Origin of the sequence: Streptomyces hiroshimensis (genome assembly GCF_014650335.1) — a bacterium.
Taxonomy (GTDB): domain Bacteria; phylum Actinomycetota; class Actinomycetes; order Streptomycetales; family Streptomycetaceae; genus Streptomyces; species Streptomyces hiroshimensis.
This window is the reverse complement of sequence record NZ_BMUT01000013.1, coordinates 67507-81547: the sequence shown is the minus strand read 5'-3', so window position 1 is coordinate 81547 and position 14041 is coordinate 67507. Positions and strand designations below refer to the sequence as shown.

Sequence of the window (14041 nt, the reverse complement as noted above, 5' to 3'; positions counted from 1 at the left end):
TCCCCCACGTCCGGCCCCTCTCCGCTGCTCGGGAGACAGGATCCCCGCGTCCTGTGCCGTACGTCGAGAGGGGCGGCCGACCTGGTTGGCGACGGGCCTGCGACCGCTGGTCACCGACCTCTCGTCAACGCATTGTGATGTTCCGCCCACACGGTGTACTTTCGGTGGGGCGCGGACACGAGCCGTCGGGGGAGCGATGAAAATCGGCCTTGTTCTGCCTCTTTCCGAGTATCCGTGGGGGCAGCCGTCGTACGCGGAGGTCAGGTCTCTCGCCCTCCAGGCGGAGGACTCGGGCTTCGACTCGTTATGGGTCTTCGACCATCTGCTGTTCCGTGCTGCCGACGGGACGAGCGAGGGCATCTGGGAATCCTGGACCGTACTGTCGGCTCTCGCAGAGGCGACCGAGCGGGTCGAACTCGGCACGCTGGTGATGTGCACCGCGTTCCGCAATCCCGCGGTACTGGCCAAGATGGCCGTGACACTCGACGAGGTCAGCGGGGGCCGGCTCCTCCTGGGCCTCGGCAGTGGCTGGCACGAGCCCGAGTTCGACGCCTTCGGGGTCCCCTTCGACCACCGGGTGGACCGTTTCGAAGAGGCGCTGCAGATCATCGTTCCCCTGCTGCGGACCGGCCGGGCCGATTTCACCGGTCGCCATCACCGGCTGAGCGACGGCGAGCTGCGTCCCCGGGGGCCGCGGCCCGGCGGCCCTCCCGTCCTGGTGGGCGCGCACCGGCCGCGGATGACCGCGCTGGCCGTACGGTACGCGGACCTGTGGAACTCCTGCTGGTTCGGCTCTCCGCGGGGTGCCGTGGAGGTCCTCGCCAAGGTCAGGAAGAGCTGTCTGCAGGAAGGACGCGATCCGGCGACCCTGGGCATCACACTCGGCGTCAACGTCGATGTCCGGGGCGGCGGAGAAGGCGGCCCCGGTGAAGAGGGTCCGCCGGGCGCCGACATCCTGGTCGGATCACCGGACGCGGTGGCCCGGGGACTGCAGCAGTACGCGTCGCTCGGTGTCTCCCACCTGATCCTCAACCTCAACCCGCATCACCGTGCCGCTCAAAGACGTCTGTCGGCCGCTCTGCGGCTCTACCGATCCGGGGCCCGGCCCAGCGCGGAAAGCGCAGAAAAGGTGAACCAATGACGTGGATCGTCGACGAGTCACGGGTGCGGCCCTTCCTGTCGGCCGCCGAACGGCGTGACGTCACAGGGACTTTGTGGGGCGCTCCGCAGCCGGGCCGGGCCTACCCCGAGTCGGACGAGGCCGGCACGACCGCCGCCGGCCCCGCGTCGGCGGAGGGGAGGAAGAAGCGGAAGTGGTGGAAGGACGCAAAGGACCACAAGGACGGGAAGGAGGGGAAGGAGGGGAAGGAGATGAAGGACGGCAAAGACACCAAGGAAGGCAAGGAAACCAAAGAGACGAAGGACTACAAGGACACAAAGGACAGCAAAGACGGAAAGGATGGGAAAGACGGCAAGGAGATGAAGGACTACAAGGACTCGAAAGACAGCAAGGACGGGAAAGACGGGAAGGAGGAGAAGGAGACAAAGGACTACAAGGACTACAAGGATTCCAAGGACTCCAAAGACGGCAAGGACTACAAGGACTCCAAGGACGGAAAAGACTCCAAGGACGGGAAGGACGGCTTCGACGGAGCGATGTCCCCGCCCGGCCCGGCCGCCTTCGTGAGGCAGCGGCCCGAGCTCCTCGCCCCCGGCCCCGCACCCTCCGGAATGCCGCGTGCCCCCGAGGCCCGGACGCAATCGCCTGAGGAAGGGCACACGGAAGAGCACGAGGACGCCGCGGAACTGCGCGCCTCCCGGATCAACCGGCTGCTGCGGAGGCGCGGTGTCGTCATCTGAGGTGCCTCCCCCCGGATTCTCCGGCGTGGTCATCGTCGCCGACCCCGACGACGAGGTGGCCGCCGAGGTACGGGACTTCGTGGTGGAGAGCGGGCACGAAGCCGCGGTCCTCGATGTGTTCGACGCCGCGCAGATGTTCACCGTCACCGTCGACGGCTCCGCGGCCGGCGTCGAGCCGGCCCTGCCGATGATGCTCCGGCTGCCCGCCCCTCCCTTGCGGCGGATCAGCTTCGACGCCGAGTTCCATCTCCACGAGTGCCTGGCGCACCTGTGGGCCGTCGCCGCCCTGACCACGGCACCCGTGATCAACCGTCCGGCGCCCGGCGGCCTGGGCACACGCGTCTCGCCCTCCGCGGTCCTCACCGAGCTGCGGGCCGGGCTGACCGCAGGCTCCGTCGAGGTGTTCTCCTCGCTGCCTCCCGGGCCCGGCCCGACCGCAGCGGAAGAGGGCACGCAGTGGTGGGTGCAGGACCTGGCCTCGTGGACGACGCGGCCCTGGCCCGAGCGACCGGGAGGCCTCGGCCCCTACCGTGCGCGATGGTCGGACCCCGACCCCCTCTTCGAGAACGTCGTGGTCCTCGGGGACCACGCGTGGCCCTGCAGCGCTGTCGAGCTCGACGGGCTCCGCCTTGCGCAACGCAGCACCGGCATCGTCGCGAGACTGGGCCTCGAACTGGCTGCCGTGGTCTGGCGGATATCCCCGGACCTCGCACGGGCACAGCCCGTCCTGATCGAACCGTTCCCCGACGTGGAACAGCTGCGCATGGTCTGGCTCGGGCTGGGCCCCCGACTGCTGAAGGTGCTCTTCCCATGATCTACGCCGTCGGAATCGCCTCCGAGCGCACCATCGAGCACTTCACCGCCGGCGCCGGGGCCCGCGGCGTCGAGGTGGAGACCGTGGATCTGCGGGAAGCGGCCGAGCAGGGCGACTGGCAGCTGACCATGGGCGGAGACCGCCCGGCACGGCTCGGCGGCCACACCCTCGACCCCGAGGGGGCCTACTACTGCCGGATCACCGATCTGTCCGCCCTGCAGGAGGAGCGCGGGCGGGCGCTGCACTGGCGCTGGCTCACCACAGCCCTCACGGCCTGGCTGGACCACATCCCGGGCCTGGTCGTCAACCGGCCCTCCATCCACTCCGACAACGGGTCCAAACCGCTGCACGAATGGACGCTGACCCGGGCCGGGTTCACCGTCCCCGAGAGCGTCACCGGTTCCTCGCCGCAGAGGCTGCAGGCCTTCGCCGAGGCCGGGCCGACCCTCGTCAAGGCGGTCTCCGGCGTACGGGCCGACAGCCGGCTCGTCGAGGCGCGCGACCTCGCGGACTTCCACCCCTGGCAGGGGCCGGTGCACCTGCAGCGCTACGTCGAAGGCCAGGACGTTCGCGCCCATGTCGTCGGCGCTCACGTGCACGCCGAGGAGATCGTCTCGGGAGCGGTGGACTACCGGACCGACCCCGACGCCGTGTTCACCCCCTGCGAGCTGCCCGGGCCGCTCGCCGAGCGGATGGTCCGCCACACCGCGCACCTGGGCATGTCCTTCGCGGGCTGGGACTTCAAGGTCGCCGAGGACGGCACCCACTGGTGCCTCGAGGTCAACCCGATGCCGGCGTACGACTGGTACGACCGGCGGCTCGGCGGTGACATCACCGCATCGCTCCTCGGACTGCTCCAGGGAGGCCCGCGTGATTGACCGCCTGACCGTCCTCACGGAAGCCGGCAGCGACGCGGTCCGCGAGGCCGTGCACGCCCTGCGCCGGCACTGGATCCCGCGCGGCGCGGAGCCCGCCGCCTTCTTCACCCTGGGCACGCCCAGCTATCTCGACCTCGCCGGTAACCCCGAGGAGGGCGACTACCGGAACCGGGCCGGTGCCTCCAGGCCGCTGCTGTGGGAATCCTTCGGCGGGCTGTACACGCGGCTCGCGGACCTCCTGGGCGAACACCTCGGCGCCCCGGTCCGCTACCCCGAGGACCTCGCCCTGCCCGGCTTCCACGTCTGGCTGGCCGCCGCGGTGTTCACCAAGCCGAAGGCGCCCGTCCACTTCGACATGCAGTACAAGGCCTTCACCTGGCCTCCCGGGACCGATCTGAGCCGCCTGCTCTCCTTCACCCTCCCCATCCGGCTCCCGGCCGCCGGCGGAGGCCTGAACGTCTGGGACGCCACCTACGAGGAGTTCCGTCACGCGCTGGAGAAAGGCTGGGTCGAGGCCGCCGCCGACCTGAAGCGCTTCCACACCATGCAGTACATCCCTTACGAGGCCGGGCAGATGGTGATCCACTCCGGTCACACGCTTCACCAGGTAGCCCCCAGTGCCGGAGTCGCCCCCGATGACGAACGGCTCACCCTGCAGGGGCACGGGGTGTGGTGCGACGGGAACTGGCTCCTGTACTGGTGACTCGAGAAGCGTCACTCGAGAAGCGCCGGGCACACGTCGCGGCCGGCAGCGGGCCGCGACGTGTGCCCGGACCTGGCCGGACTCCTCTACCGCGATCTCACCAGGTGACCGGGATCCCGGCAGGCATGATCGCCATCCGGTTGGGGTGCCAGGGCACCTCCGCCACCGGTACCGCGAGGCGGATGCCGGGCAGGCTGTCGAGGAGCACGCGGAAGGCCGTGTCGGACTGGCGGCGGACCAGATGCGCGCCGGGGCAGTGGTGACGGCCGTAGCCGAACCGCAGATGGGAGTTGGGGGAGCGGTCCGGGTCGAAGGTCTCGGGGTCGGAGAACGCGGCCGGGTCGAAGTTGACCGCGTCCAGGGACAGCAGGACCATGTCACCCTCGCTGACCGAAGCGGAGCCGAGCTCCGTGTCCCGGGTGACGTAGCGGGGAATGGCGTTGCCCAGGACGACGCTGTAGCGCAGCAGTTCCTCCACGCACTGCGGCATGCTCTCCGGGCGGGCCCGCACCGCGCTCATCACCTCCGGCCTCTGCAGAAGGTTGACGGCCGCCACGCCCAGGAAGCTCGCGAAGTCCTCGTAGCCGCTGACGAACAGCACCGAGACGATGTTGGACAGCTGCTGCTCCGTCAGCCCCTGGTGTTCGGCGTTGAGGTCGGCGAGGCGATCCACCAGGCCGCGCGGCTCGCCGCGGCGGCGGCCGGCCATGTACTCCTGCATGTAGAGGCGGATCTCCTCCCAGTTGCAGGCGAGCTCCTCCTGCGTGTACGTGACCATCGTCAGGTCCACGTCGGCCCGCCGGGCCAGCCACTCGCGGTCCGCGAAGGGCAGGCCGAGCAGCCGGCACATGCACTGCGCGGCGACCCACTCCGCGAAGTGCCGCTGCAGATCGCCCGGAGAACCCTCCCGGACCATCGCGTCCAGGCCTTCACGGGTGATGCCGGCGACCCAGTCGGCGGGGAGCTCCGGCTGGTTGCGGCCGAGCGCCCGGAGCACCTCGTCGCGCAGCCCGGCCTTCTGCAGGTGGTTCATGGCGTCCATCAGCTCGGGCGCCAGGATCGGGGCGTCCTGCGCGGGGCTGTCGGCCTCGGCCAGCACGGAGCGCGCGAACGCCCGGTCCCGCAGCACGTGCTGGGTCAGCTCGTAGCCGGTGACCAGCCACGCCTCGCCGCCGGAGTTGGTGCTGACGCGGGCCACGGGGCAGCGGCCGCGCAGCTCGGCGAGCTCGGGGGCGAGACGGTCGCCCTCGGTGCTGAAGGGATAGTGCGGAAGCGGCTCCTCGCGCGGAGCGTCGCCGGTCATGGGCGCCTGTGGTGCGGTCACGGGGTGCGGGCCTCTCTCCTGGATCCGGGGGTGTGACGGTGGGCGTGACGGGGGGAAGTCACCAGCGCACGGGCAGCCGTGCCGGTGCGCGCAGCGGAGTCGACTCGTCCCAGGGGATGGAGTCCGCCGGCACCGCGAGCTCGATGCCCGGCAGCCGCTCCAGCAGCACCTCGATCACGGTGGCGAGCTGGAGCCGGGTCAGGTGCCCGCCGGTGCACGTGTGCGGACCGTGCCCGAAGGCGACGTGCGCGTTGGGCGACCGGGTCAGGTCGAGACGGTCGGGGTCGGTGAACGCCCGCGGGTCGCGGTTGGCCGACGCCGGCACGGGGACGACCGCGTCACCGGCCCGGATGTGCTGCCCGTGCAGCGTGAAGTCCTCCTTGGCGACGAGGATGTTGATGGCGTTCATCAGCGGGACGTAGCGCAGCAGCTCCTCCACCGCGGTGCCGATCCCCGCAGGCTCGTCCCGCAGCCGCCGCAGCTGGCCGGGGTGGGTGAGCAGCGCGAGCAGGGCGTTGCCGGTGTGCTGCATGTTGGTCTTGTAGCCGGCCATCAGCATGGTGACGACGAAACTGACGACGTCGTCCCGCGTCAGCCCGCTCCCCGGACGGCGGCTCTCCGCCAGCAGCAACCGCACGTAGTCGCCGCCCTCGCCGCCCTCGCCCTCCGCGGCGGGGGAATCCTCCTGCTCCTTGCGGGAGATGAGCTCCGACGCGTAGTCCTGGAGCGCGTACAGCGCCGCCAGCACCTCCTCCATCGTCAGCCCTGAGGCTCCGAGCAGGGCCAGGGTGTGCGGCAGGTAGCGGTCGCGGTCCTCGTGGGGCAGCCCGACGGTCTCGCACAGCACCCTCAGCGGCAGCGGCTCGACGTACGCGGCGACGAGGTCGGCCGTGCCGTCCTGCGCACCGGCCACCATCGCGTCGATCAGCTCCTCCGCCATGGCCCTGATCCGGGGGCCCATGAACTCCAGCCGCCGCCGGCCGAACAGCGGCAGGACGGTGCGGCGCACCCGCTCGTGGTGCTCCCCGGTCATCTCCAGGAACGTCGGCAGGCACGGCGGCGGCGCGTCGTCCCCCTCGCGGGGCGGCCAGGCCGACAGCAGCGGCCGCTCCAGCCGGGAATCGGCGAACGCGGCCCGCGCGTCCTCGTACCCGCTGATCAGCCATCCGGTCTCGCCGTTGGGCAGCTGCGCCTTCACGACGGGCGCTTCGGCGCGCAGCCGGGCGTACGCGCACGGCGGTCCCGCGGTGCCGGGCGTCACGGCCGGGACCGGGATGACGGTTCCGAGGTCCTTCATGCGGTCGCCTCCGAGGAGCGGTCGGTGGTGGGACGGGCGATGTAGCCCGAAGTGAAGAAGTAGTCCAGATAGCGGTCGAGCAGGGCGGAGTCGACCGGCGGGCAGTCCAGCCCGCTGCCGGCCAGCGCGGCTTCGGCGTTGCGCCGCCCCAGCACCGGGAACGTGTCCTTGAGGTACATCTCCTTGACGGACATGTCCGCCGTGCGGCTGCGGTCCACGCACAGGGACACGAACGGGGCCGTGGCGCTCGTCGGATGCGCGGCGACGTGGCGCACCAGCTCGCCGACCCACTGCGCGTACGGCAGCGTCCGCAGCGTGAAGCCTGCCGCGCGCATCCGGTCCAGGACGTCCGACAGCATCGCCGGGCGAGGGTTGGTGAGGTGGTGGACGCGCCCGTCCGCCGGCCCGTGGACGGCGATGTGGACGATCGACTCGGCGAGGTAGTCCACCGGGACGAAGTCCATGGGCAGCTCGATGTCGGGGGCCAGCCCCGTCTCGGCGATCGTCTTGAACAGCGAGCAGATGGCCGTCTCGGTGTTGCACACGCCGTGCGTCCGGTCGCCCGTCACCTCGTACGGCCGGTACACCGCCACCGGCAGGCCTTGTTCCGCGGCCCGCTGCAGCACCCGCTCGGCGACCCACTTGCTCTCCGCGTAGCCCATGGTGAGCCCGTCCGCGTGGGCCAGCGGCAGGTCCTCGTCCACCTCGCGCGCCCCTGCCGGGCCGAATCCTGCGACGACGGCGACGGTCGAGACGAAGTGCACCGGCACCCGGCGAGCTGCCGCGATCCGGACGACCTCCCGGGTGCCGTCCACATTCGCCGGGCGCAACTCCTCGTACGGATAGAGGAAGTTGACCCGGGCACCGTTGTGCACCACCAGGTCCAGCGTGCGGGCCAGCTCGGCCTTGTGGTCGTCCGGCAGGCCCAGCCCGGGCCGGGTCAGGTCGCCGGGGAAGCACTCGACCCGCCGCCACGCGGCCTCGTCCGGGTGCAGGCCGTAGCGGGCGAGCGCGGTGCGCACGCGTCGCTCGGCGTGCGCCCGGTCCGACGCCCGCACCGGGCAGTGGACGCGCGCCGAGGTCGAGCGCAGCAGCCGGTCGAGGAGGAAGGCGCCGACGAACCCCGAGGCGCCGGTGAGCAGGACGTCCCGGGGGTCCCGGGGGCGCGGGGCCGGTCCCTCGGCGGGCGGGAGGTCGAAGCCGAGGTCGGCTTCCTTCTCGAAGTCGACGGCCGCTTCGGCCGTCTTCATGGAGCCGCCGCGCGCCGCGCGTACGGCCGCCGCGAAGCTCTCCAGGGCGGGTGCGGCCAGCAGCGCCCTGATCAGGCCGGAGCCCAGGGAGGCGTCCAGGTTCAGGACGGCGAGGGTGCGGGTGACGGCCTCGGAAGCGAGCAGGGAGTCGCCGCCGAGGAGGAAGAAGTCGTCCTGGGGCGCGGGCCGGACGCGCAGCACCTGCTGCCAGACCTCGGCGAGGACATCGAGCATGCCGTCGGCCTTCGTCCCGGCTGCGGGGGCCTGGGCGGCGTCGGGGGCGTCGCCGGCGCCGGACGCCGGAACAGCTGCGGAGGCCGGGGCGCTTCTGGGGGCCGGGGCGGTGGCCTTCAGCCGGGCGCGGTCCACCTTGCCGCCGCTGGTCACCGGGAAGTGGCCCATGGGCACGAGCACCGGGACGGCCTGCGGAGGCAGCCACTGCGCACAATACGCGCGTAGATCCGGCAGGGGGAGAGACTGACCGAGCTCGGCAGGGGTGACGTATGCGGTCAGCGCCCCCTGCTCGGCCTCGACGACGGCCTCGCCCACCGCGGGGTGGGCCCGCAGCCGCGCCTCCACCTCGTCCAGTTCGATGCGCGCACCGCGAAGCTTCACCTGACGGTCCAGCCGCCCCCGGTACGCCAGCAGGCCGTCGGCCGTCCGCGTCACCCGGTCGCCGGTCCGGTACAGCAGCCCGTCCGGCTCCACCGCGGGTATCGATACGAACCGCGCGGCGGTCAGACCCGGGTCGCCGAGGTAGCCCAGGGCCAGCCCGTCCCCGCCGACGTACAGCTCGCCCTCCTCGCCGGGTGCCGCGAGCGAGCCGTCCGCCCGCAGAACGTGGCAGACAGAGGCGCCGAAGGGGCGGCCCAGGGGGACGTGCGCGGCGTCCTCGGCCAGCGGGCGCAGCACATGGGCGGTGGAGACCACCGAATTCTCGGTCGGGCCGTAGAAGTTGACCACCGTGGTGCCGGGGCAGGCCGCGAGGACGGCGTTCGCCAGCCGCGGGTCCATCGCCTCGCCGCCGGCCGAGACGAACCGCAGCCCGGAGAGCGCCTCGGGGCGGGTGCGGGCCACGAGATGGAAGACGCTCGTCGTCAGGTAGGCGACCGTCACGTCCTGCGTGCGGAGCAGCTGCTCCAGGGCGGGGGGCGAGAGGAGTTCCTCCCGGTCGGCGATGACCAGGCACGCGCCGGTGAGCAGCGCGCCCCAGATCTCTATCGTCGAAGCGTCGGAGGACAGCCCGTAGGCGTGCAGGACCCGGTCGCCCGGCCCCGGCGGGGGCAGTTCGGGCTCGGACAGGACGAGGCGGACCACGCCCCGGTGCGGTATCGCCACCGGCTTGGGCCGGCCGGTCGTGCCGGAGGTGAAGACCACGTAGGCGCGGTCGGTCGCGGACGGGGTGCGGGCGGGGCCGGCGAGAGGTCCCGGGGCGCCGTCCTCGTCGTCAAGCCAGATGTTCACGCGCAGCCCGCGCACCGGGCGCGCGCTGCCCGGCAAGGTCACGGCGGCGCGCAGCCCGGCGTCCTCCGCCATCGCCCGCAGCCGGGCCGGCGGCAGGTCCTCGTCGAGCGGTACGTACGCGCAGCCGGCCTTGAGGATGCCCAGGAATGCCACCAACGCCTCCAGCGAGCGGCTGCCGCGCACGCCCACCAGGCCGTCCGGCTCGACCCCCTGTGCGAGTAATCGTTTCGCCAAGGCATCGGAGCGGACGTCGAGTTGCCCGTAGGTCAGGGTGCGCTCCCCGTGCCGGGCCGCCGGTGCGTCGGGCCGGGCGGCCGCCTGAGCAGCGAACAGTTCGGTCAGGCTGCGGTCCCGGGGGTAGCCGGGTGGGGGCGTGCCGTCCGCCGGGGACGCGGGGCGGGGGAGCAGGGATGGCGAAACGGTGGTGTCGGTCATCGGTCCTTCTCGTTCGGACTGTGTGCGGGGTCGTGCGGCTGCTCGTGGTGGTGCGCCGGTGGTGAGCTCTCGGTGTCAGCAGGCTTCGGCTGCGGCGTCCGCGGCGGCGTCCGCTCCGGCATCGGCGAAGTCGGCGGCGAAGGCGGAGAAGTCGGCGGTGCGCCAGCGCTGCGGGCGCATGCGGAAGGCGATGTCGTCCTTGAGCTGGTCCGAGGTCGCCGCCAGGTAGTCGCGCGCCTCCCCGGGGTCCAGGTAGCGCTGGGCCAGAGCCTCGCGCACGGCCGGGTCGACCGGGTCCTCGACGGAGGTGACGGGACCTTCGACGCTGACGTACCGGTACGGCCGCCGCTCGTCCTGCACGCAGAGGCTGAACCGCCCCGCGGCGCGCAGCAGCCGGGCCTTGACCGTCTCCCGGCCCGTCTCGACGACGATCTCACCCCCCGGCTCGTAGCCGTACCAGACCGGCACCACCAGGGGCGCACGGTCGCCGCCGCGGGGGTCGGTGACGCCCAGGACGCCGATGCGCGGGGCGGCGAGGAATCGTTCGCGGGCGTCGTGCGGCATTGCGGGCAGCATGCAGTGAACTCCTGTTCCGGTGAGGGGAATGGTGGTGGTGATGGCGACGGCGACAGCAAGGGAAAGACGCCTGTCGCGGTGCTGTTCTCCGGGCGTGAGGAACGGAGGAACGAGGGTCGCGGGAACAGCCCGTCACTTTCCGGTTCCGGCCGGATGCCTAGGAACGCGGGGCGCCGCTCGATGGGGCGCCGACCGATCGGCCATCGGCCCTACAGGGCCTGCGGTCCGCGGTTCCGTCTATACGTACTCTCACAGAAGCCTAGCCTTCGAACTACAACAGACAGGGAAGAATAGGGAGGATGCTCGATGTACTTGAGGGAACCTCTCATATGCGACGGGGCCCTGATCCACTTTGCCCGGCGCGCAATGGGCCGCACAACCACGCCTGACGGGTATGGCCGACGGCCTACGGGTCTTGCGCCGGTGGTCTTGCGCAATCAACCATGATCGGCTTCACGCGATATCCGACCGTGCTGGTGACCGTGCGTGGTCGCTGAGGGCTCTCCGGAGGGACGGGTCATCTGCACGGGCTCACGGTTGGTGATCTCGACGACGTGGTGCGGGTCCGTCAGGAAGGGCGGCGTGGTGGCCGAAAGGATGCGGAACTTGTCCGTGGCCCGCCCGGGTGCACGGGGAAGCAGGCCAGTGAGTCCGGCCAGTGAGTCCTCGTCAAAAACCACGTCCGGCCCTGCGGACACGGTGTGATACGTTCTCGACGCCGTGCACCACTGCGAATCGAAGGAGGTGAGACCGATCAACGCTGTGACAGGTCGGGGCTCCCTCCCTTGCATGGTCTAAGGGAGCGCCCGCAGTAGGCATCCCGAAAGGCCTTGAAACGCGATGCGCTTCAACTCTCAGACGTCGTCGGACGGCGTCACCGAACAACTCTTCACCCTCGGCGAGATTCCCGGTGTTCTGTGGACGCCGGAAGGCGCCCGCGGCACTCGCCCCCTGATTCTGATGGGACACGGCGGCGGACAGCACAAGAAAGCCCCCGGCGTCCTGGCCGGTGCGCGCCGTTTCGTCGCCGAGGGCGGTTTCGCGGTCGCCGCGATCGACGCACCCAACCATGGAGAGCGTCCGAAGGACCCGGAGTTCCTCCGGATCGCGGGCGAGATGCGGGCCGGCATGGCTGCCGACGAGGATCCTTCCGCACTGGTCGCCGCCATGCACAGCCACCTTGCCGGGCCTGCCGTCGCGGAGTGGCAGGCGGTACTGACTGCGGTCCAGCAGCTCGACCAGGTCGGCACCGGCCCGGTGGGCTATTGGGGGATGTCGATGGGCTGCGGGCTCGGTATCCCGTTCGTCGCCGCGGAACCCCGGGTGCGCGCCGCGGTGCTGGGCCTGCTCGGGTCGACCGCGCTGGACGACACCGCCGCGCGGGTCACCGTTCCGGTGCAGTTCCTGGTCCAGTGGGACGATGCGCTGGTGCCGCGGGAGCAGGGCTTGGCGCTGTTCGACGCCTTGGGCTCCGCTGAGAAGACGCTGCACGCCAACCCCGGCAACCACCGAGACCTGCCGTCGTTCGAGACGGACAGCTCGCTGCGGTTCTTTACCCGGCACCTCACCCGGCACCTCGGATAAGGCTGCTGCCTTGTAGTTCGCGACGCGTCGGCCGGGGCCCCCGGCCGACGCGTCCGTGCCGACGGAATGAAACGTCTCCGGCAGGACCGGCAAAAGATTCCATTTGTCGCTTATGTCCTCACGCAGTGGATCTCTGGAACCGGAAGGTCCTCCGCGGCCGCCGCCTCAAAAGGCGACGGCGTCCTCCGGGCCGTCGGCTGCGGCAGCCCCTACATGTGCAACCTCACACTCGGCCGCTGCCGGCCCCAAAGCCGCTGGGCAAGCCGTAGCGCACGGATCGGCACCACCCGTGACCGGCGAAACCCACCCGCACCACTCCGATAGCATGATCGGACTCACGACGAGCGCCTTCGCCGGAAAAGCATGCCAACCGGCACAAAGGGTGACCTATTAACTGACATCTAACAAATCGGCCAAATAATTGATACCTATAGTATCGCGGGTGTTTTCGCGAATAAACTGCAGAATTACGTTCGCCGCATGGCGTAAACCACGGACGATTCTGTGGGCCACGGTGGGTGTGGTGGCTCTCGGATTCCTTGTCGCGCTGGAGATCGCCGCGCGTCACTACGGCCTGCCGGGGCCGATGACCAACCAGGCGAAAGAGGTGATACTCGCCCCCAAGTCAGGGCCGCTGCTGTACGCCAGCATGGCATTGATGATGGTGGTGCTCACCTGGCGGGAGCGGTTCATCGCGGCCGGTGTCGCGGTCGGCATCGACGTCGTCTTCTTTCTGGTGCGCTGGGTCGTCGACGCCAAGATGATGTTCGGCAACGGCGCGTTGTGGGTGATTCTGGGCTACGCGGTCATCGCTGTCACGCGCCGCACCGGCCGGGAACGTGTCCTGCTGCTGAAGGCCGTCGGCCTGGGTCTGCTGCTGGTGGCCGGCCGCAAGACCGGTGATACCTGGCTGCTCATCACGTCGAAGACCCGCCCGATGGTGCTCGACCAGTACGTGGCAACCGCCGATCACGCGCTGGGTGACCCGTCGTGGCTGGCAGGCCGGATCGTCAAGGCCACCGGCCCGATCGGCGACCATATCCTCGACTACGTCTACATCCAGCTCGCGGTGGCCGCGGTCCTCGTCACGCTGTACCAGCTGCGCAACGTGGCGGCCGAGCGCCGCTTCCCCCGCCATCACCTGGTGCGCACCTTTCTGACGATCGGCCTCCTCGGACCGGGCATCTACATGATCTTCCCGGTGGTCGGACCGATCTTCGCCTACGGCGACGACGGCGGACACTGGGCGGTGGCCGACCTGTGGCCCGGCACCCCGCCGTCGATCAGCATCCCGCACCTCATGCCGTTCGACGAGACCACGCCGCGCAACTGCATGCCCAGCCTGCACACGGCGTGGGCTACCGCTATCTTCATTCATTCCCGCAAGGGCCCGCGTATTCTGCAATTCTTCGGCGCGTTCTGGCTGGTTTCCACGCTCGGCGCAACGCTGGGATTCGGCTACCACTACGGCACGGACATCATCGCCGGCGTGGTGTTCACGCTCACGATCGAGGCGGCTCTGCGCTCGCAGGAACGTGGCTGGGACCGGTCGGGAATTCAGCTCGTCGCCTACGGCGCAACGGTTTTCGCCGCGCTCTTGGTGTCCTATCGCTATCTGCCGATGCAGATGGCCGGACATCCGTGGGTGTTCGGACCGCTTCTCATTCTGGCCATGGCCTCGGTGATCTACGGCTACGTGCGCACCACCAAAGCGTGGGAGCCGAAGGCAGCACCGGCGAGGCAGCCGGACCCCAAGCCGCAGCCCGAACTGGTCTGAGGTCTGAGCCGTATCGCATCGGGCTGTAGGCGCTCCGCGTGGACCGGCCCCCGCCCCGGCCGGCGTGGTCGACGCGGGC

Annotated in this window: 11 protein-coding genes; 7 read left to right on the top strand and 4 right to left on the bottom strand. The window is 70.6% G+C overall.

Annotated features, from left to right (window positions below):
- Positions 1-196: 196 nt before the first annotated feature.
- From IE241_RS26880 to IE241_RS26860, 5 genes are read left to right on the top strand one after another with little or no spacing between them, the layout of a single operon-like run.
- Positions 197-1141 carry an LLM class flavin-dependent oxidoreductase gene (locus IE241_RS26880; RefSeq protein ID WP_190024425.1) on the top strand — a complete coding sequence of 315 codons (945 nt, stop codon included), beginning with the start codon at positions 197-199 and terminating at the stop codon, positions 1139-1141.
- Positions 1138-1860 (top strand): collagen-like domain-containing protein, encoded by a 723-nt coding sequence (locus IE241_RS26875; RefSeq protein ID WP_190024424.1) that lies wholly within the window; start codon positions 1138-1140, stop codon positions 1858-1860. Before IE241_RS26880 ends, IE241_RS26875 begins: the two co-directional genes overlap by 4 nt.
- On the top strand, positions 1847-2674 hold the full coding sequence (locus tag IE241_RS26870; RefSeq protein WP_190024423.1) for a hypothetical protein: 828 nt from the start codon (positions 1847-1849) through the stop codon (positions 2672-2674). Before IE241_RS26875 ends, IE241_RS26870 begins: the two co-directional genes overlap by 14 nt.
- A complete protein-coding gene (locus tag IE241_RS26865; RefSeq protein ID WP_190024422.1) occupies positions 2671-3552 on the top strand; it encodes an ATP-grasp domain-containing protein in 882 nt (293 codons plus the stop codon). Before IE241_RS26870 ends, IE241_RS26865 begins: the two co-directional genes overlap by 4 nt.
- Positions 3545-4255: a hypothetical protein gene (locus IE241_RS26860; RefSeq protein ID WP_229899862.1), complete on the top strand. Its 711-nt coding sequence runs from the start codon at positions 3545-3547 to the stop codon at positions 4253-4255. Before IE241_RS26865 ends, IE241_RS26860 begins: the two co-directional genes overlap by 8 nt.
- 97 nt (positions 4256-4352) lie before the next feature.
- Here IE241_RS26860 and IE241_RS26855 read toward each other — a convergent pair whose 3' ends face one another.
- The 4 genes from IE241_RS26855 to IE241_RS26840 form a co-directional block, all read right to left on the bottom strand.
- Positions 4353-5579, bottom strand: a complete 1227-nt coding sequence (locus tag IE241_RS26855) for a cytochrome P450 (RefSeq protein ID WP_229899860.1) — start codon at positions 5577-5579, stop codon at positions 4353-4355.
- 58 nt (positions 5580-5637) lie between these two features.
- Entirely contained in the window at positions 5638-6876 is a 1239-nt protein-coding gene (locus IE241_RS26850; protein ID WP_190024421.1) for a cytochrome P450 family protein, read from the bottom strand.
- A complete protein-coding gene (locus IE241_RS26845; protein ID WP_190024420.1) occupies positions 6873-10025 on the bottom strand; it encodes an amino acid adenylation domain-containing protein in 3153 nt (1050 codons plus the stop codon). Before IE241_RS26845 ends, IE241_RS26850 begins: the two co-directional genes overlap by 4 nt.
- Positions 10026-10100: 75 nt before the next feature.
- Positions 10101-10601 carry a pyridoxamine 5'-phosphate oxidase family protein gene (locus IE241_RS26840; protein WP_190024419.1) on the bottom strand — a complete coding sequence of 167 codons (501 nt, stop codon included), beginning with the start codon at positions 10599-10601 and terminating at the stop codon, positions 10101-10103.
- A gap of 840 nt (positions 10602-11441) precedes the next feature.
- Between IE241_RS26840 and IE241_RS26835 the strand changes: the two genes are divergently transcribed.
- Both IE241_RS26835 and IE241_RS26830 read left to right on the top strand, forming a co-directional pair.
- Complete coding sequence (locus IE241_RS26835; protein ID WP_190024418.1) at positions 11442-12185, top strand: dienelactone hydrolase family protein; 744 nt, start codon at positions 11442-11444, stop codon at positions 12183-12185.
- A gap of 520 nt (positions 12186-12705) precedes the next feature.
- Positions 12706-13962: a phosphatase PAP2 family protein gene (locus IE241_RS26830; RefSeq protein WP_190024506.1), complete on the top strand. Its 1257-nt coding sequence runs from the start codon at positions 12706-12708 to the stop codon at positions 13960-13962.
- The last annotated feature ends 79 nt before the right edge of the window (positions 13963-14041 follow it).

Bases quoted from the DNA above. Each gene is read 5' to 3' on its own strand.
- IE241_RS26880 (WP_190024425.1), top strand. From the start codon at position 197: ATGAAAATCGGCCTTGTTCTGCCTCTTTCCGAGTATCCGTGGGGGCAG.
- IE241_RS26875 (WP_190024424.1), top strand. From the start codon at position 1,138: ATGACGTGGATCGTCGACGAGTCACGGGTGCGGCCCTTCCTGTCGGCC.
- IE241_RS26865 (WP_190024422.1), top strand. From the start codon at position 2,671: ATGATCTACGCCGTCGGAATCGCCTCCGAGCGCACCATCGAGCACTTC.
- IE241_RS26850 (WP_190024421.1), bottom strand. From the start codon at position 6,876: ATGAAGGACCTCGGAACCGTCATCCCGGTCCCGGCCGTGACGCCCGGC.
- IE241_RS26845 (WP_190024420.1), bottom strand. From the start codon at position 10,025: ATGACCGACACCACCGTTTCGCCATCCCTGCTCCCCCGCCCCGCGTCC.
- IE241_RS26840 (WP_190024419.1), bottom strand. From the start codon at position 10,601: ATGCTGCCCGCAATGCCGCACGACGCCCGCGAACGATTCCTCGCCGCC.
- IE241_RS26835 (WP_190024418.1), top strand. From the start codon at position 11,442: ATGCGCTTCAACTCTCAGACGTCGTCGGACGGCGTCACCGAACAACTC.